At 36.8% G+C, this 16,602-nt stretch carries 16 protein-coding genes and 1 tRNA gene; 2 read left to right on the top strand and 15 right to left on the bottom strand.

Annotation, left to right across the window (positions count from 1 at the left end):
* The 9 genes from H3R29_RS06230 to H3R29_RS06190 form a co-directional block, all read right to left on the bottom strand.
* Positions 1 to 648, bottom strand: a complete 648-nt coding sequence (locus H3R29_RS06230) for a glycoside hydrolase family 73 protein (RefSeq protein WP_110445793.1) — start codon at positions 646 to 648, stop codon at positions 1 to 3.
* A gap of 167 nt (positions 649 to 815) precedes the next feature.
* Positions 816 to 901 (bottom strand) — tRNA-Leu (locus H3R29_RS06225).
* Positions 902 to 974: 73 nt separating this feature from the next.
* Complete coding sequence (locus H3R29_RS06220; RefSeq protein ID WP_198202799.1) at positions 975 to 2,726, bottom strand: ABC transporter ATP-binding protein; 1,752 nt, start codon at positions 2,724 to 2,726, stop codon at positions 975 to 977.
* A 77-nt stretch (positions 2,727 to 2,803) separates the two neighbouring features.
* Positions 2,804 to 3,484 carry a MarR family winged helix-turn-helix transcriptional regulator gene (locus tag H3R29_RS06215; protein ID WP_198202798.1) on the bottom strand — a complete coding sequence of 227 codons (681 nt, stop codon included), beginning with the start codon at positions 3,482 to 3,484 and terminating at the stop codon, positions 2,804 to 2,806.
* A gap of 116 nt (positions 3,485 to 3,600) precedes the next feature.
* Positions 3,601 to 4,056 carry a SprT family protein gene (locus H3R29_RS06210; protein WP_198202875.1) on the bottom strand — a complete coding sequence of 152 codons (456 nt, stop codon included), beginning with the start codon at positions 4,054 to 4,056 and terminating at the stop codon, positions 3,601 to 3,603.
* A gap of 1 nt (position 4,057) precedes the next feature.
* Positions 4,058 to 4,756 carry a glycosyltransferase family 32 protein gene (locus H3R29_RS06205; RefSeq protein WP_198202797.1) on the bottom strand — a complete coding sequence of 233 codons (699 nt, stop codon included), beginning with the start codon at positions 4,754 to 4,756 and terminating at the stop codon, positions 4,058 to 4,060.
* Positions 4,757 to 4,759: 3 nt separating this feature from the next.
* Positions 4,760 to 6,190 carry an oligosaccharide flippase family protein gene (locus H3R29_RS06200; protein ID WP_198202796.1) on the bottom strand — a complete coding sequence of 477 codons (1,431 nt, stop codon included), beginning with the start codon at positions 6,188 to 6,190 and terminating at the stop codon, positions 4,760 to 4,762.
* Positions 6,191 to 6,200: 10 nt separating this feature from the next.
* Entirely contained in the window at positions 6,201 to 7,340 is a 1,140-nt protein-coding gene (locus H3R29_RS06195; protein ID WP_198202795.1) for a CDP-glycerol glycerophosphotransferase family protein, read from the bottom strand.
* Positions 7,341 to 7,465: 125 nt separating this feature from the next.
* Entirely contained in the window at positions 7,466 to 8,314 is an 849-nt protein-coding gene (locus H3R29_RS06190) for an aldo/keto reductase (protein WP_198202794.1), read from the bottom strand.
* A 279-nt stretch (positions 8,315 to 8,593) separates the two neighbouring features.
* On the opposite strand from H3R29_RS06190, the gene H3R29_RS06185 reads away from it, so the two are divergent.
* Complete coding sequence (locus tag H3R29_RS06185; protein WP_198202793.1) at positions 8,594 to 9,334, top strand: CPBP family intramembrane glutamic endopeptidase; 741 nt, start codon at positions 8,594 to 8,596, stop codon at positions 9,332 to 9,334.
* A 193-nt stretch (positions 9,335 to 9,527) separates the two neighbouring features.
* On the opposite strand, the gene H3R29_RS06180 is transcribed toward H3R29_RS06185, so the two are convergent.
* The 5 genes from H3R29_RS06180 to H3R29_RS06160 all read right to left on the bottom strand — a co-directional run bounded on the left by H3R29_RS06180 (position 9,528) and on the right by H3R29_RS06160 (position 13,079).
* A complete protein-coding gene (locus H3R29_RS06180) occupies positions 9,528 to 10,061 on the bottom strand; it encodes a ClbS/DfsB family four-helix bundle protein (RefSeq protein ID WP_122025785.1) in 534 nt (177 codons plus the stop codon).
* Positions 10,062 to 10,209: 148 nt separating this feature from the next.
* On the bottom strand, positions 10,210 to 10,863 hold the full coding sequence (locus H3R29_RS06175) for an amino acid ABC transporter permease (protein ID WP_046324515.1): 654 nt from the start codon (positions 10,861 to 10,863) through the stop codon (positions 10,210 to 10,212).
* A 16-nt stretch (positions 10,864 to 10,879) separates the two neighbouring features.
* Positions 10,880 to 11,518, bottom strand: a complete 639-nt coding sequence (locus tag H3R29_RS06170) for an amino acid ABC transporter permease (protein WP_046324514.1) — start codon at positions 11,516 to 11,518, stop codon at positions 10,880 to 10,882.
* Positions 11,515 to 12,330 (bottom strand): glutamate ABC transporter substrate-binding protein, encoded by an 816-nt coding sequence (locus tag H3R29_RS06165; protein WP_110445784.1) that lies wholly within the window; start codon positions 12,328 to 12,330, stop codon positions 11,515 to 11,517. The genes H3R29_RS06170 and H3R29_RS06165 overlap by 4 nt, the downstream gene beginning before the upstream one ends.
* Positions 12,331 to 12,341: 11 nt before the next feature.
* Positions 12,342 to 13,079, bottom strand: a complete 738-nt coding sequence (locus H3R29_RS06160) for an amino acid ABC transporter ATP-binding protein (RefSeq protein WP_122025782.1) — start codon at positions 13,077 to 13,079, stop codon at positions 12,342 to 12,344.
* Positions 13,080 to 13,410: 331 nt separating this feature from the next.
* Between H3R29_RS06160 and H3R29_RS06155 the strand changes: the two genes are divergently transcribed.
* Complete coding sequence (locus H3R29_RS06155) at positions 13,411 to 13,860, top strand: GAF domain-containing protein (RefSeq protein WP_122025781.1); 450 nt, start codon at positions 13,411 to 13,413, stop codon at positions 13,858 to 13,860.
* Between the two features lie 60 nt (positions 13,861 to 13,920).
* On the opposite strand, the gene H3R29_RS06150 is transcribed toward H3R29_RS06155, so the two are convergent.
* Positions 13,921 to 16,590 (bottom strand): calcium-translocating P-type ATPase, PMCA-type, encoded by a 2,670-nt coding sequence (locus tag H3R29_RS06150; protein ID WP_198202792.1) that lies wholly within the window; start codon positions 16,588 to 16,590, stop codon positions 13,921 to 13,923.
* Positions 16,591 to 16,602: the final 12 nt, after the last annotated feature.

The raw sequence follows: 16,602 nt of genomic DNA, 5'->3' as shown, positions 1-16,602 counted from the left end.
CTATTTATCAAAACGGTCAAGATTGTATTCTTCAATTAATTTAATCAGTTTGTCCGCATAATCAGGGTCGGTGGCATAGCCGTCTTTGACTAAAGCATGAGCCTGAGCCTCATAATTTTTGGCTGCCAGAACGTGTCGGTACTGCTTGGCATCCCAAGTTGTCCCTTTTTGGAACAAGCGCGCATGTGCCCTGATTGAAGCTTCATAAGAGTCATAAATTTGAAAACGAGCTTTAATTTCAATCCACTTGCCTTTTTCAAATTCTTTGGTTTTCAAGACAGCAGAGGTATTAGGGTTATTGCCTTTGACACCAAAGAGGTTATTGTATTTTTGCGAAAGATCGCTTTTACCATAATCACTTTCGAGACAGGCTTGGGCAATTGTAATACTAGGTAAAAGATCAAAAGATTTATCCACTTCTTTAGCTATCGGGCCAATTTCACGGATAAAGGCCTTATGCTGTCTGATAATCTTTTGCCTTGCCTCTTCACGCGCAAGCTGCTCTTGTCTAATCTGTTCAGACTGAATTGCCTGCCTCCGATAATAACGAAAAGCCACAAAAGCAATTATTAACAAAAATAAAATAATAAAAGTGCGCATAATGATTGCTGTATTAGATAACTTCTTGCTTCTTCGTTTTCTCGCCATTTGTTTTCCCTTGCTTTTAAAAAATCTCTTCTTAAGTATAACCTCTCTTAATTATAAAACTATGCAATATAATTAATTTTTAAAATAAAGTTAGTTGGTTGCAAAATAAATCTGCTCAAAAATAAATTAAGCACAAAAAAATGGAGCCAAAGCTCCATTAAAGCAAATGCGGGCAAGAAGACTCGAACTTCCACGATCTAAAAGCGATCACAAGATCCTTAGTCTTGCGCGTCTGCCATTCCGCCATGCCCGCAACACATTCAATACTATAACCCAAAATTGAATTTAGCACAAGAGTTTTCTTAATCATTTTTATGTAAAAGCGGTTAATTTACCATCTGCTCGGTGACATACTTAGCGTATAAACTATGCTTTTGCATCAATTCGTGATGGGTGCCATGGCCTGTAACCTTACCGTGTTCTATAAAATATATTTGATCGGCATTAACAATCGTCGCCAGTCGGTGCGCAATTACCAAAGTAGTTCTGTTAACCATCAGTTTATCGAGTGCTTGTTGCACTTTTCCCTCTGATTCTGAATCGAGACTCGCAGTAGCTTCATCCAGCATTAAAATCTTGGGATCACGTAAAAAAGCTCGGGCAATAGCTAAGCGTTGCTTTTGACCACCAGAGAGCTTAATTCCGCGCTCACCTATTTCAGTCTCCATCTGATCAGGAAATTCACGGACAAATTGGTCCGCATAAGCCAAAGAAAGTCCATGCCAAAGATCTTCATCGGTCATCTTTTTAGTTAAACCATAAACCAGGTTTTCCCGAATTGTACCAGAAAAAATAGCACTATTTTGAGAAACATAGCCTATTTGGCAGCGCCAATTTGCCAGGTCAATATCTTGGATATCCTGCTTCCCAATAGTAATTTTGCCACTATCCGGTTGGTAAAACCGCTCTAGTAATGCAAAAATAGTTGACTTCCCGCCACCGCTGGGACCAGCAAAAGCAATCACAGAATTGGGTCGTGAAACAAATGAAATTGACTGTAAAACTGGTTCATTTTTCACATAGCTGAAATTCAGATTTTGTGCAGTTAAAGTTTTATTAGTTAAATCGCAGGTCTGTTGACCCAAATTCTTTTCGGGCTCTATTCGTAAAATTTCTTGGATACGTTCAGTTGAGCCTAAGGCTTTTTGAATCTGGGAGAAAAAGGTGGCAAAATTGGCAACAGGGCCAATAACATTAAATAAGTACAGTAAAAAGGCCACTAATGAACCACTTGTTAAAGAACCTTGACCAACGCGAATAATGCCAAAAGCCAAAATGCCGGCAAAAGCAGCCATCATCAAGGTCATAATGATTGGCTGTAAAACAGCTTCGACGCGTGCGTCTAAAACTCCAATGGTGAAAATTTTATTGATTCGGTGATTACCAGCTTCCTGCTCATGTTTTTCGCCGTTACTGGATTTAATTAAGCGGACCTCAGATAGTTTTTCACTGACCTCACCATTAAATTTGGCTGTTTCCGCTTGTAGTTTCCGACCTAGTCTCACCATTATGCGACCAACCGGTAATAAAATTACTACCACAATAGGAACTACGACAAACATTAAGGTGGCCATTTCCCAATCCATCACAAATAAAATGATTAATGAGAAAAATAATTGGATTGCGCCGGTAATAAAATTAGGAAACTGTGAAGCCAGTAAATCTTTTATTATTCCAGTATCATTGACTAGTCGCGAGCTGCTTTCACCCACTTTATTAGCATCAAAATAAATAACAGGTAATTTTAACAGGTGAGCCCATAAGCGTTCACGCAGGGTCTTGACTACGCTTTCACCAAAATAGCGCAGTACATATCCGCCCAAAGTTCCTAAAACTAGCTGCAACACAAAAACTACAATGATAATAATTAAACTTGAATAATTAAAGTTATCCCATTTACTAGTGTCCACCAGCTGCCTGGTTAATAAAGGTAATGCTAAATTGGCTGCACTTGTGACAAGACTAAGTAGTAAACCAATTATGAACAAAGACTTTTTCACATTTAAACTTTTTAGCAGGTCTAAAAAGTCACTAATTTTAACATTTTGCTTTCCATCTTTACGTGACCCAAATGCCATAAAAGATACCGGCTTTCCTTATTTAGACTAAATAAAAAAGTTTTTCAATAATTGAAAAACTTTAATCATGTTGCTAATTATAAATCTTCATCTTCATTATGCCAAAATTTTCGCCAAAAGTCGCGGTCATAACCGTGCATCTTATCATAATTGCAATAATTTCTGTTAAAATCTTCGCGAGGGCAGTCATGATGGTAGTGATGCCGTTCATGCATATGATGACACATAGCGCGCATATCTGATCTTGAAAAATGATGCTCAGCAGCATATTCACGCCATTTTTTAATTCTTTCCATTCGATAGGCCGGATCAACAAAAGAACTGGCTTTATCCTTAAAATCATCATCCCAGCCCGCAGCAATTTTTGCTAAATACTGACCGAATTGGTCTTGCTCTTCTGCAGTTAAACCGGCAAAAAATGGCGCAGTATCTTGCTTGTCTTTTTGTTCAGCCAACTTTGCGGCCTTTTCTTTGCCATTTTCTGTAAGGTAAACTCGTTTAACCCGTTTATCCTGCTCATCAACTTTACGTCGAATATCGCCTTTTAACTCCATTTTTTTCAATAATTCTGCTAAAGACCCGGGTTTCAAAGCCAAAATTTCAGCTAAATAATTTTGGGTTAGGCCGTCTTCCAACTTTAAGATTGCTAAAACTCGTTTTTGACCAGATATCGGCTCTTTATTCTGAAACATGTAGTAGCGACTGGCACGCATAATAAAATGAAGTTGTTTCATTAATTGATCACTTGCTTGACTCATATTAAGCTCCTTTAATAAAATAATAAAAAGTTAGGTACCTAATATATTTTATAAGATAATTATAGTTTGGTACCTAACATTTTGTCAAACAAAAAAACTGAAAAATTGTTTTTAATTCATCTGTGGTTAACCAGCTTCAATTTACCTTTACAATGACCACACGCATATCGTCGTAAATCTAGCCAGCGAACTCGCCAATATTTTTGTCCGCAAACTGTGCAAACGTATAAGTATTTTGCTTTGCTTTTGCGTCTGAGACCAATATCCGGTGCATACCTTGAACCACCAACTTTATTAAGTAAAACTTTAAAATCATGGTCTTGATGACGATATCCTCTGTGATTTAAATGTAAGTGGTAATGCGTCAATTCGTGCTTAATTATGCCAATCAATTCTTGATAATATTGCGGCACTAAAAAATGCGCATTAATTTCAATGTGGTGATCATCTAAATGATACCGACCACCAGTTGTTGTCATGCGCTTATTAATTTTTACTTGGTGCTTAAACTGTCTGCCAAAATATTTAAGAGAAATTTCTTGCACCAGGTTCTGTAATTCTTCTTCAGTCAGATTATCTGAAAACTTTGGCATATAGTGCTGCCTCTTTTTTCGTTTTGATCCTGACTTTCAGAGCTGTCACTATTTTTCTTTTCAGTGGCTTAGCTCCTTCCATCCATGTTCCGGTAAAAACATGGATGGTCTTTGACTGCGCAGAAGGATTACAAAGTACGCCATCCGGATAAACGTGTATACCGGTCTGCAATTGCTGCTCCTTGTTATTAGGCTGAGCACCATATTTATTTTTTAAAATGTCAGATACGGAAACAGTATTAACTCCTGCTAATTGGTCTTGTTTGTCAAACGTAAAATTACGGTCATCATAATAAGAAAGCATGTCTTTAATCAGTGGGTGACCTTTTTCCGCTCCAAATACTGCTGTAAAAGGATTTTCCTTATTTTCAAAGCCGACAAAAGCTTTATTATTTAACAAATCGTGTAAATTATCCAAAACCAAAACATCCGTATCCAGATAGATACCGCCCATTTCATAGACTGCTTTAGCTCGAATGTAATCTGAAACAAAGGCCCATTTTTTAGCTTGATATGCTTGTTCTACATATTTATTTTCGTGAATATCAAAATTGTGTTCGTTCCATTCAATAATTTGATAATCCTGCAAGTGTTTTGACCAGGTCTTCATGCAACGCTGAATATTTTGTGGTTTAGGGTTACCCCCTACCCACACATAATGAATTATTTTGGGAATCATTTATTAACCTCTGGTAAAAAATTTTTTCAATAATAAAATTATGTCTTGGTTAAAATCGAGTTTTAATAAAAACATTAACGCGATATATAAAACAAACATAATGATCGATTTGCAGAGCATATTAAGAAATGCCGAAGCAAACATTTGGGGTAAAAGAAGACCCACTGCCAAAACAATAACGGCAATTATAAAATACTTAGGAATTTCACGAAAAGAGTATTTAAAATCATAACCATCCCGCACAATCCACAAACGCAAAAGTAAAACTATAAACTCGGTTATTAAAATTGCTATCATAGCACCTGTTGCACCGTACAGTTGATCCAGAAAATAGCTTAATATTACTTCCAAGAAAGCACCAACTATGACTGGAATGGCATAATCGCGATCTCGATGATTGGCAAGCGCAAATTGATTAGCGAATACTCCGCCAGTTGGAATCATAATGATAGTGAGAGTAAAGAAAAACATCAATGGCGTCATAGGAATGAATTTATGACCGAAAAAGAAGGGTACAAATTCCTTGGTATTAGCCATAATAATAACTGCAAACAAAGTGCCCAGCATAACCGTCGCTTCAAGGGACTTTTTTAAAACTATTCGTTGTTCTTTCTTCCCCTCACCCGCCATTTTAGGCATGATTACCAAGGATATACTAGTGACAATACCCAAAACCATGTTAGAAATTCTTTGGGAATTGTCATAAAAAGCAACCTGGGTTGAATTTTGAAAAAGACCCAAAATAGGTTTATCAAGCGAGGTATAAATTTGGGTAGCAATTTGGGGAATTAACAGGGTAATGATTGCTTTAACAGTCGCGCGGTATTGATAGAAATGTCTGACCGGTCCACCAACATAGCGGTGAATGTCAAACCAAAAAACAAATGAACCCAGCATTGTTGAAACTGACATGATCAACATGTACTTCCAGAGATCACCCGGACTTTTTACCCATAATAAAATTAGGATAACAGAGACCAGCTTAACCGCAGTATTTTTTAAAACCACACGGCCAAAATCAGCTAATCCCTGAAAAAACCACGAAATATCAACTTGAGCTGAAATAAGATAGGGCACCATTAATAGTAAATATTGCCCATACTTAATCTTAAAAAAGCTGGTAACAGCAATTACTATCACTATTGTGACGAATCCAGCTATGGCCTGAAAATACCATAAGCCCCAAAAGGCCTTGGTTAAATCCTGCTCGCTGCCAAAGGCTCTAATCTGAGAAATTGTCCTCATCCCAATATAGGACACTGAAAGAGTACAGAAAATCATTAAAAACTGAACAATATTATTGACGTTGCTGTATATCCCATATGTTTTGGGACCTAAAATTCTTGAAAGATAGGGAACTGTTATTAACGGTACTAATACCAGAAAAATTTGGTAAACCGCATTATACAGAATGTTTAAAAAAGTTCTTTTCACAACTTACCCTCTAAATACTCTTTAACAACTGAACTACATTTGCGCAACTTGATTGGTCTTGAACCTGATTTGTTAATTCTAACCAGTAACGACGTTTCGCCCCGTAGCGATCGGGCCTTGTAAGTGCTTGCAAGAGTTCTTGCTGTGTCTTTACACATATTCCAGGTACAATTTCTTCATAAGGTCCCATTAAAAGGCCACGCTTTTCTTCGTATTGCCGTAAATAATTGGTTATAAATATTATCGGCTTATCAATATTTAAATAATCAAAATAAATTGAGGAAAAATCTGTAATCAGAAAAGCAGTATTACCCAAAAGCTCATAAAGGTCAATATCTTGCTGATATAAATAATCATTATTAAGAAAGGCAATATTAGAATAATCACTCTGCAAATGCTTAAAAAGTTTCATTTCATAAGGATGCAGCTTCACTACTAAATATTGGTGATTCTTTTTTAATGAATTATTTAACTGCTCAATGTTAAAATCAAACAGAGTTAAAAAATTACCCTGTTGAACCTGGTCCATAATTTGGTTGTCTTCCATTTCATAACGAAATGTTGGCATATAAATACCAATTTGCGCCTCATTATCCTCGGTTTTAAATAAATCACCAAGTAGCTGTTTTTTACTAATAACTGGGTTTTTCAAAGCATCAATACGAGGAAAACCCGCTTTGTGATACTTATTAGATTCAATTCCGCAGCAGGCACTCATTAAGCTTTCATATAAATCGCTGCTTGAGCAAACTATATCAGCATTCTTTTGCCACAACTTAGCATTGCGCTGGTCAACCTTGGAACTAGTATTATTAGCCATGAAGCCCATGCGTTTAAGTGGTATACCATGCCAAAATTGGATATTAACCTGCCTGGCATGAACTTTGAACGGCTGATGTGTGGTGAACACAAATTTCGCTGCCCCAATTTTTCGCCAAGTTTTAAGTGGCAAATGTGACGATGGCCAAGGTTCTACAATAGTAACCTCATATTCGGGATGGCTTTTTTGTAAATATTTACCAAACAGATAGCCATTGGAGCCAGAACGACCTGCACCATTAAGAACAACCACTTTATTGTTTTGTATTGGTGAAAAACGAGCAATCATTTTCATTGCCAACAAATATAAACGAAATAAAAAACTTTTCATTATTTAACTTCCCAATTTATTACCTAGTATAAGGGTACAGAAAAAGCCTGAGATAACTCAAGCTTTTTTACTTTATTTTTTAGTTTTTTAATGATTAGTGTTTAAAAGAACTGTCGAAACTCGTTTTAATAAATTGCCAGGGGCTCTTTGTGTTCAGGCTTAGGATATGCCTTTTCTAAAATTTGCAAGTCTTCTGGGGTTAGCTCAATATCTAACGCTTTCAGATTAGATAATAAATGCTTTGAGCTACTGCTCTTTGGTATTGCCAAAACATCGGGCTGTTGCATTACCCAGGCAAGTAAAATTTGATAAGCACTTGCCTCGTGTTTCTCAGCAACTTGTAAAACTGCCTCATTTTTCATCATTGTACTGCCCATTTTTGGTCCACGTCCTAAAGGACTATAAGCAATTAGTGGAACGTGATGCTCTCTTTGCCAAGGTAAAAGACTATATTCAATTCCCCTGGTTTCTAAATTATATAAGTCCTCATTAACTACACAATTTTGGCCTTCCGGCAGTTGCCATAATTCTTCCATATCGTCTATATCAAAGTTCGATACGCCCCAAGAGCGAATTAGTCCCTCATTTTGTAAAGCTTGCAATTCAGAAACGGTCTCAGATAAAGGTACCATTCCCCGCCAATGATATAGATATAAATCCAGATAATCAGTTTGGAGCCTTTGCAAACTGTTTTGCAAACTTTGCCGCATTTTTGATCTAGACGCATTTTGCGGTAAAACTTTAGAAATCAAGAAGATTTTTGCGCGTTGATATGGTTTAATGGCTTCCCCCACCAACTCTTCAGAGCGACCATTTCCGTACATTTCAGCGGTGTCAATCACACTTAAGCCTGCATCAAGACCGGCTCTAATTGCTGCTATTTCTTCATCTCGAAGTTTAGGATCATCTCCTATTTCCCAAGTACCTATTCCCAGCGCTGGTAATACTTGATTATTAATTGTGACTTTTTTCATATAATGAACCTTCTTAATTAGTTAAATAAATATATTTTGAGATATAAAGTTGATGACTGCTGGTTTTAAATTTAATATAAAACAAATAAAAATACTGTTAGCTTCCAAAGATAATTGTAGCACTTAGCCAGAAAGTTTATTAATTTATAGGTTATTTTTGAATTTTAACGCAAGGCAATTTAGCTAAAAATTAAATTTACTTTGTGATGCTTTCACAAGCCAGCAAATTGTCTTTTGCAAAATAACAATATAAAATCAAAAACAAAAGGAAGAATAAACATGGTTAACAATTCAAATAGTTCATATAAATTATCTGGTAAAAAATGGCTGATAATATTGCTCTCAAATTTAATAGCATACTGCTGTTTGATTATGCCAGGTGTGCAAATCCCGGATTCTCTAATTTTCGACGAAAATCATCCCACTTTAATAGCAGCAGGCTTTCAAATCTTAATAGTAACTGTCTTTCTGATAATTCAAATAATTGGAGTGCAAATTGCTACTGGGAGTAAATGGCAGCAATTATTTCATACTCCTCGTGCCAAAGAATGGCTGTGGGTGCTAGTCTTTTTCATTTTAGCTTATTTCGTATCCGTTGTTTCAGGAGCGATTTCTCAGAAGTTGTTTGGTGCTGTTTCCGGCAATGCAGCCGCAGGATTAACTATGAGTACACCCCACGTTTGGCTCATTTTCATTTATCAACGCTTCAGCAGTGCGATTCAAATATTAGGTGAAGAGTTTTTAGCAATTATGCCACTGTTAGCTGTGACCCAATTAGCTGATTCTATGCACATGCCACTCCCGCTTTTCTGGGGCAATATTGCTTCAGCTTTAATATTTGCTTTACTTCATTTGTCAACTTATGATTACAATTTGGGTTATGTTATTTTAGGATTAGCATTTACACGTCTGGTTTTAAACTGGGCTTTTATCAAAACCCACAATATCTGGGTAAGCTTCTTAGTCCATTTCTTGTTCGATACATTAGCTTTCCTAGTTTTATTATTAGTAACAAAGTAAAAATAATTATTGACTAACAAAAAAATGATAGCCGTTGAACGTAGTTCCAGCTATCATTTTTTATTTTGTAAAACATTAAAGCAAATATTAATTTCTACTGCTGCAAATAATAAAAGTAAGGGTAAAACAATGAACATTAAAAAAATGGTCAGTACTTTCAGAGCAATGCTAATCTTTATGCTTTTAGTTACATTTATTTCAATGATCTTTGATATTTACGCAATTTTTTCAGCGCCCACTCATAATGACTGGAAGTATTTGCAATAAAGTACGTACCTAAAGCGTTTGTTCCTGTCCAGGAAAATACATTCTTTTGAAAAAGTTGATCGTCAGTAAAAGTATCAAGCAATGCCATTGTTTGCTTATGACTTTCTGCCAATAATTTTTCAGCTTCATCTAGCGCAGTAGCTTGGTGCTTTTCCCAAAATTGCTGATTCATTTCACCATAATTGCGCCAATTGTACCCTTCTGGTAAAAATTCTTGTGCATGACCGGCCTGATTGTTTTTAACCCATTCCAGTAATAATCTCTGCCATTCATATAAATGAATCAACACGTCACGAACATTGCGATCTCTTTTCCAATGGGCTTCTTTTAATTTACTAGTATCAAAGTTGAAGCTACCTGTGCGAGCATCTTCCGGCAACTTAGAAATCAAAGCAACAATCTTTTGGTAAGATGCATTACTTGCATCTATTAATTCTTGTTTGGTTTTAGGACGAGGCATAAGTTCTCCCTTTTAAATTTAGTTTTTATCTTTATAGTATTTTAACATATATGATTATCTAATAATAAATATTTCTAGCAGCTTCTTAAATACTAAAAAAAGCACCTCACAATTAGTGAAATGCTTTAAATAATAAAACGATTTTCCTTTAAGACAAGTGCTTACCAATCACATTACCAATAATTGATAATGTAAAACAAACAGCAAAATATAAAACTGCAAGTGCAGCAAACATTGGTAAGATATAGTTTGCATTTTGTCCGTAAATAACTTGTGCATGTTGCATCATTTCAGGAACAACAATAATCGTTGCTAGAGATGTATCCTTAATGAGGGAAACAAACTGACTAATAATTGCAGGAACCATATTCTTGTAAGCTTGTGGCAAAACAACATGCCATAGTGCTTGTACAAATGACATCCCTGTAGACCGTGCCCCTTCCATTTGACCAACAGAAACAGACTGAATACCCGAACGTACAATTTCAGCAATCATACTCGATTCGAAAACAGTCATGGCGATTATCGCTGCTGGAATTGTTTCTGGTCTTAAGCCAAAGTTAGGTAGTCCAAAGTAAGTAAAGAAGATAATTAGAAGTAACGGAATATTACGAATAATATCAATTACAAAACCAACAATCTGTGAAACATACTTTATTTTAGAATACCTGATTATGCCTAAAATTGAGCCAAAAATGAAACTTAAGATAACTGAAATTACTGAAATATAAATAGTTACCCAGAGGCCCATTAACAAAAAGCGCACATTAAGCCATGAAAAGGCATTAATCCAATTTTGCATTTTCTAATACCTCCTTCTAACCTAATTTCTTTTCTAAGTGTCGCATGTAGTAGCTAATTGGCAAAGTAACGATCAGGTATAAAACACCTACAACTAAATAACTGTTAATGGTGTCAAAAGTAGTAGACGCAATTGAGTTTGCCTGGTACATCAAATCAAACCCTGCAACAAAGGCTAAAACTGAAGAGTTTTTAACTAAGTTAACGAATTGATTACCTAAAGGCGGAATTACTATTTTAAATGCCTGAGGCAAAATAATGTAACGCATTGCCTGCCAATAGGTCATACCGGTTGATCTGGCTCCCTCCATTTGCCCGTTAGAGACCGATTGAATACCTGAACGAATTGTCTCCGCAATAAAGGCAGAAGTATAGAGTGTTAAGCCAATAGTTCCTGCAGTAAAGCCATTGATTTTGACAACATACATCGGAATTACTAGATAGAAAAACATAGTGATTACAAGCAAAGGAATGTTACGCATAATTTCTACATATGCATGGCCAATTACACGCATTACTTTACTTGGAAGAACTTCCATAATTGCAAAAATTGTTCCAATTATTAAACTGAAAAATAGAGCAATTACACTAGATAATACTGTCCAGCCTAAGCCTACAAATAGCTGGCTGCTGAATTTTGAAAAAATATTAATCATCGGCGATACAGCTCCTTATACTTAAATCCTGGAACGTCGCCAAACCACTTTTTAATTAAGCGATTATATTCACCGTTACGCTGCATTTCAAGTACTGCCTTGTCTACAGCTTCAGTAAATGAGGTTTGTCCCTTATTAACCGCAACACCGTAAGGTTCAACAGTAAAAGTGCCACCACGAACTTCGTAGCCCGGGTTCTGCACTGCCAAACCAAATAAAATTCCGTTATCAGTAGTAAGAGCATCTCCTTGATGTGACTTCAATGCATTCATTGCTTGGGCATAATCCTGCAATTCAATCACTTTAGCTTTGGGAGCTACCTTTTTTATGTTTGCAACCGAGTTGGCACCCACAACACCGATAACTGTCTTACCATTTAAATCCTTGGTACTCTTAATTGAAGAGTTTTTAGGAACTAACAGAGATTGACCAGCATCAAAGTATGACTTTGAAAAAGAAATAATCTTTTTACGCTCTGGCGTAATCGACATAGTAGCAATTACCGCATCCACGTTACCATTCTTCAAAAGTGGAATTCTGGATTGAGAGGTTGTAGTGACAAATTCTGCCTTACCCTGAGGACCTAAAATATGCTTCGTAATATGTTTAGCCATATCAACGTCAAAACCTTTTTGCTGGCCATCACGAACATCGATTAAGCCGAAAAGCTTAACGTCACCTTTAACACCCCAAACAATCGTATTAGATTGCTTAGCATTTTTTAAAACGGATTGATCATTAACGCTTTTACCACAGCCGGTTAACATTAAAATACATGCCAATAAAGGAAGTAGCCAAAATTTCTTTTTCATAATTGGCCTCCTTAGTGAGAAATAATTTTACTCAAAAATTGTTGTGCCCGCTCCGTCTTTGGCTGTTTAAAGAAGCTCTCGCTATCATCATCCTCAACAATCCGACCCTGATCCATGAAGATAACTCTATTAGCCACCTCTTTGGCAAAGCCCATTTCGTGAGTAACGATTAATGAAGTCATACCACTTTCGTTGGTAACTTTCTTCATAACTTGTAAAACATCATCAATCATTTCCGGATCAAGAGCAGAAGTTGGTTCATCATATAAGATAAGCTTTGGCTTCATTGCCAGAGTTCGTGCTATTGCAACACGCTGCTTTTGACCACCAGAAATCTGTGAAGGCATATTATGTGCCCATTTGCGTAACCCAACCATATCGAGCAAGTCTAACGCCTGTTTTTTATTTTCCTCTTCAGGAATATGACTTACTATTCTAGGTGCCAGCATAATATTTTCCAATACGTCTTTATTCTTGTACAAATTAAAGTGCTGGAAAACCATCCCAACATCACTACGTAAAATATTGAGATTAGTCTTTGGGTCAGAAAGATCGTGACCGTTAACTACCAACTTACCCTTCTGGATTGATTCAAGTCCATTAACGGTCCGTACAAGTGTACTTTTACCAGAACCGGATGGCCCGATCAGAACCACCGTTTCACCTTGATCAATCTGTAAATTAATGTCGTGCAGTGCATGAAAATGGCCATAAAATTTTTGCACGTTATGGAACTCTATCATCGACATTGTCATCGCCCCTTTCATAATCAATGCATGAAATAATAAGTTGTAGTTTCTATTTTACTATAACGGTTAAGAATTTTAAAAGTGATACAGTTTTTTTAATAAAAATTTAGACAAAGCTCTGTTTGATTCACGTCAAACTAAAAGTCTGTTAGTGCCTGCCATATAAGCAAACAATAAATAATGATGGCTATATTGTATGTTCAATACTAATATTTTTTTGTCAAAAAAAGCAATTATCATTAAAAATATCTGTGAGAAATTTATTTTGAATTACAGATTGGCACTTTTAAAAAGAGCTAAACTAGCTTACACTTTCATTAGGAGAATACTTATGGATAAAATAAAAGATTACAAGTTAATTTTGAAACAGGCTGATAATTTGCTCCAAAATGAGCATGATTTAATTGCCAATATGAGTAACATCAGTTCGCTGCTTTACAATAGCTTACCTGATGTTAGTTATGCAGGTTTCTATCGTTTTAAAGATAAAGAATTAATTTTAGGACCATTTCAGGGACCTATTGCTTGCATGCATATTCCAATCGGAAAGGGAGTTTGCGGTGTAGCTGCCAAAACTCAGCAAATTCAAATTGTGCCCAATGTTCACGAATTTTCCGGTCATATTGCGTGTGATGCGGCTACAAATTCTGAAATTGTCGTTCCGCTTATCAAAAATAACAGCTTACTTGCAGTTCTTGACCTTGACAGCAATAGTTTCAATAGATTTGACCAAATTGATGCTGAATATTTACAAAAAATAGCTGATCTTGTTTCAAAATAAACTAAAAAAGTTCCGCAATCTAAATTAAGATTACGGAGCTTTTTTATTATAGTTAGCTTTTTATTTTTTGCCCACTAGACGTTGACATGCTTTGACAATTTCAACTATCACGATCATACAAATTCCGGCACCTAAAACTATCAACCATTGTGTGGAATTCAATTCTGTGACATCAAAGAATTTTGTCATAAATGGCAACTCTACTGCCGCCATTACCACGGCAGAAATTAATATTGCCCAGTTAAACCATTTATTGGCAAATGTTCTTCTTGAAAAGATAGACTGGTGAATATACTTAGAATTGAAAGCATGAAACAGTTGAATTAAGCCTAGCGTAAGAAAGGCCATAGTTAATGCATCACCATGTTGTAAGTTAGCTTCATTCATATGAGGGCCAAAATTTAATCCTAACTGATAAGTAGTTAAAACAATAGCACCTTCTAAAATTCCCTGGTAAACAATCGAGCTTGCGACTCCACCACTGAAGAAGTTTGATTTTTTACCCCGTGGTGTCCGCTTCATGATACCTTTTTCAACTGGTTCAAGACCTAGAGCAATAGCCGGCAGCGTGTCCGTAACTAAGTTAATCCACAATAACTGAACAGGAGCTAAGATATCCCAGCCCAGCATGGTCATCATGAACACAGTTAGAACTTCACCAACGTTACAACTCATCAAGTAAAGGATGGCCTTTTGGATATTGCTAAAGACTTTACGTCCTTGTTTAACGGCTTCAACGATCGTAGCAAAGTTATCATCTGCCAAAACCATATCACTGGCCCCTTTTGAAACTTCGGTACCGGTAATCCCCATACCTATCCCAATATCAGCCTGCTTCAAACTAGGAGCGTCATTAACGCCATCGCCTGTCATAGCCACAATTTTGCCTTGTGCCTGCCAAGCCTTGACAATACGGACTTTATGTTCGGGTGAAACTCTGGCATAAACGTTAAAATCTGTTACGTGCTTTTCCAGATATTCATCACTAAATTCATCCAGTTGTGCACCGGTAACAACTCGTTCATCTTCGCCCGGTTTTAAAATCCCTAATCTTTCCGCAATCGCCTGTGCAGTTACCTGAAAGTCACCTGTAATCATAACGGTCCTAATTCCGGCATTATGGGCTTCAACAATGGCCTTTTTGGCTTCTGGCCGTTCCGGATCGATCATCCCCACTAAACCTGCAAAAATTAAATCTTGTTCAACATTGTCAGTTGAAGGATCATCGTATAGCTTTGCAATAGGTTTATAGGCTAGGCCCAGAACTCGCAGCGCATTTTTAGCCATATTTTGATTAGCAAGCATAATTTCGTCTTTTTGCTTTTCACTAATTGCACTAACTTTGCCATCTAGTTCAATCTGCGTTACTCGTTTCAGCAGCTGATCCGGTGCTCCTTTAACTGCTACAAAGTAATTTCCATTGTCTTCATTGACGGTGCTCATCAGTTTACGGCCAGAATCAAACGGTACTTCCTGCAGTCTTTTATGACTTGCAAGTAGGTTATGCACATCGATCTTTTGATCAAGAGCGTATTGAATTAGGGCAGTTTCGGTAGGATCACCCAGCAACTGATTACTTTCATCAAGTTTAGAATCATTAGCTAAAACCATCGCCATTAAAGCATGATTATCATGACTAATACTGCTGGAAGATTTATGTGCTTGATTATCATAATAAATCTGCTCAACTGTCATTTTATTTTGGGTTAAGGTACCAGTTTTGTCGGAACAAATGATGTCTGTTGCGCCCAAGGTTTCAACTGCAGGTAACTTGCGCACAATAGAATTATGTTTCGCCATTACCTGCGTGCCTAATGCCAAAATAATAGTAACAATGGCCGGCAGTCCTTCTGGAATAGCTGCAACTGCAAGTGACACGGCAACTAAGAACATATCAATTGCTAATTTATCTGTTGGTTCTGTTCCCTTTTTGGTAAAAAAGCCTACTACGAATACCACAGCACAAATTAGCAGAATCATGATCGTCAGTGTCTTACCCAACTGGTTAAGGTTGCGCTTTAAAGGTGTATCCGTTTCATCGGTATTATTAAGCATTGTGGCAATTTTACCGACTTCAGTGTTCATTCCCGTTTCAGTAACTATACCTTCACCGCGACCATAGGTCACATTGGTATTGGCAAAAGCCATATTATCTTGGTCTGCCAGTGCCACCTTTTCGTCATTAATAGGCTCGACATTTTTGTCAACTGGAACTGATTCACCGGTTAAAGCAGATTCTTCAATTTTAAGGCTCTTAGTAACAGTTAAACGCAAATCCGCGGGAACCACATCGCCTGCCTCAAGTAAAACAACATCACCTGGCAGTAATTCTGGACTGGGAATTTCAACAATCTGACCATCTCGCCGAACATGAGCATTGGGAGTAGCCATTTTCTTTAATGCGTTAATTGCTTCTTCTGAGCGTGTTTCTTGGAAGACACCTAGAACCGCGTTCAAAATAACCACAATCATAATTATTGCAGCATCTGTCCATTCTTGTGCGACAAAACCTGAAAGTAGCGCTGCAACTATCAAAACGATGATCATGAAGTCTTTGAATTGCGCTAAAAAACGTTGCCAAATACTGGTTTTCTTTTTACTGGCCAAACTATTAGTGCCGTATTTTGCACGCAAGGCACTAATCTGACTGGTCTGCAAACCTTGACTAGTTGATGTTGACAACTCCTGAGCTACATTTTCAATCTTTTGGTTATAAAATTTCTGGGGCATTGTTACCTCCTA

The sequence above is a fragment of the Lactobacillus sp. M0393 genome, from assembly GCF_016102025.1.
Classification (GTDB): domain Bacteria; phylum Bacillota; class Bacilli; order Lactobacillales; family Lactobacillaceae; genus Lactobacillus; species Lactobacillus melliventris.
Note: the sequence above shows the minus strand (reverse complement) of the source record. Positions and strands in the feature narration are given on the sequence as shown.

What these genes read in the sequence shown, in the direction of transcription:
- H3R29_RS06230 (WP_110445793.1), bottom strand. Translation starts at nt 648, where the DNA reads ATGGCGAGAAAACGAAGAAGCAAGAAGTTATCTAATACAGCAATCATT.
- H3R29_RS06220 (WP_198202799.1), bottom strand. Translation starts at nt 2,726, where the DNA reads ATGGCATTTGGGTCACGTAAAGATGGAAAGCAAAATGTTAAAATTAGT.
- H3R29_RS06215 (WP_198202798.1), bottom strand. Translation starts at nt 3,484, where the DNA reads ATGAGTCAAGCAAGTGATCAATTAATGAAACAACTTCATTTTATTATG.
- H3R29_RS06205 (WP_198202797.1), bottom strand. Translation starts at nt 4,756, where the DNA reads ATGATTCCCAAAATAATTCATTATGTGTGGGTAGGGGGTAACCCTAAA.
- H3R29_RS06195 (WP_198202795.1), bottom strand. Translation starts at nt 7,340, where the DNA reads ATGAAAAGTTTTTTATTTCGTTTATATTTGTTGGCAATGAAAATGATT.
- H3R29_RS06190 (WP_198202794.1), bottom strand. Translation starts at nt 8,314, where the DNA reads ATGAAAAAAGTCACAATTAATAATCAAGTATTACCAGCGCTGGGAATA.
- H3R29_RS06185 (WP_198202793.1), top strand. Translation starts at nt 8,594, where the DNA reads ATGGTTAACAATTCAAATAGTTCATATAAATTATCTGGTAAAAAATGG.
- H3R29_RS06180 (WP_122025785.1), bottom strand. Translation starts at nt 10,061, where the DNA reads ATGCCTCGTCCTAAAACCAAACAAGAATTAATAGATGCAAGTAATGCA.
- H3R29_RS06175 (WP_046324515.1), bottom strand. Translation starts at nt 10,863, where the DNA reads ATGCAAAATTGGATTAATGCCTTTTCATGGCTTAATGTGCGCTTTTTG.
- H3R29_RS06170 (WP_046324514.1), bottom strand. Translation starts at nt 11,518, where the DNA reads ATGATTAATATTTTTTCAAAATTCAGCAGCCAGCTATTTGTAGGCTTA.
- H3R29_RS06165 (WP_110445784.1), bottom strand. Translation starts at nt 12,330, where the DNA reads ATGAAAAAGAAATTTTGGCTACTTCCTTTATTGGCATGTATTTTAATG.
- H3R29_RS06160 (WP_122025782.1), bottom strand. Translation starts at nt 13,079, where the DNA reads ATGTCGATGATAGAGTTCCATAACGTGCAAAAATTTTATGGCCATTTT.
- H3R29_RS06155 (WP_122025781.1), top strand. Translation starts at nt 13,411, where the DNA reads ATGGATAAAATAAAAGATTACAAGTTAATTTTGAAACAGGCTGATAAT.
- H3R29_RS06150 (WP_198202792.1), bottom strand. Translation starts at nt 16,590, where the DNA reads ATGCCCCAGAAATTTTATAACCAAAAGATTGAAAATGTAGCTCAGGAG.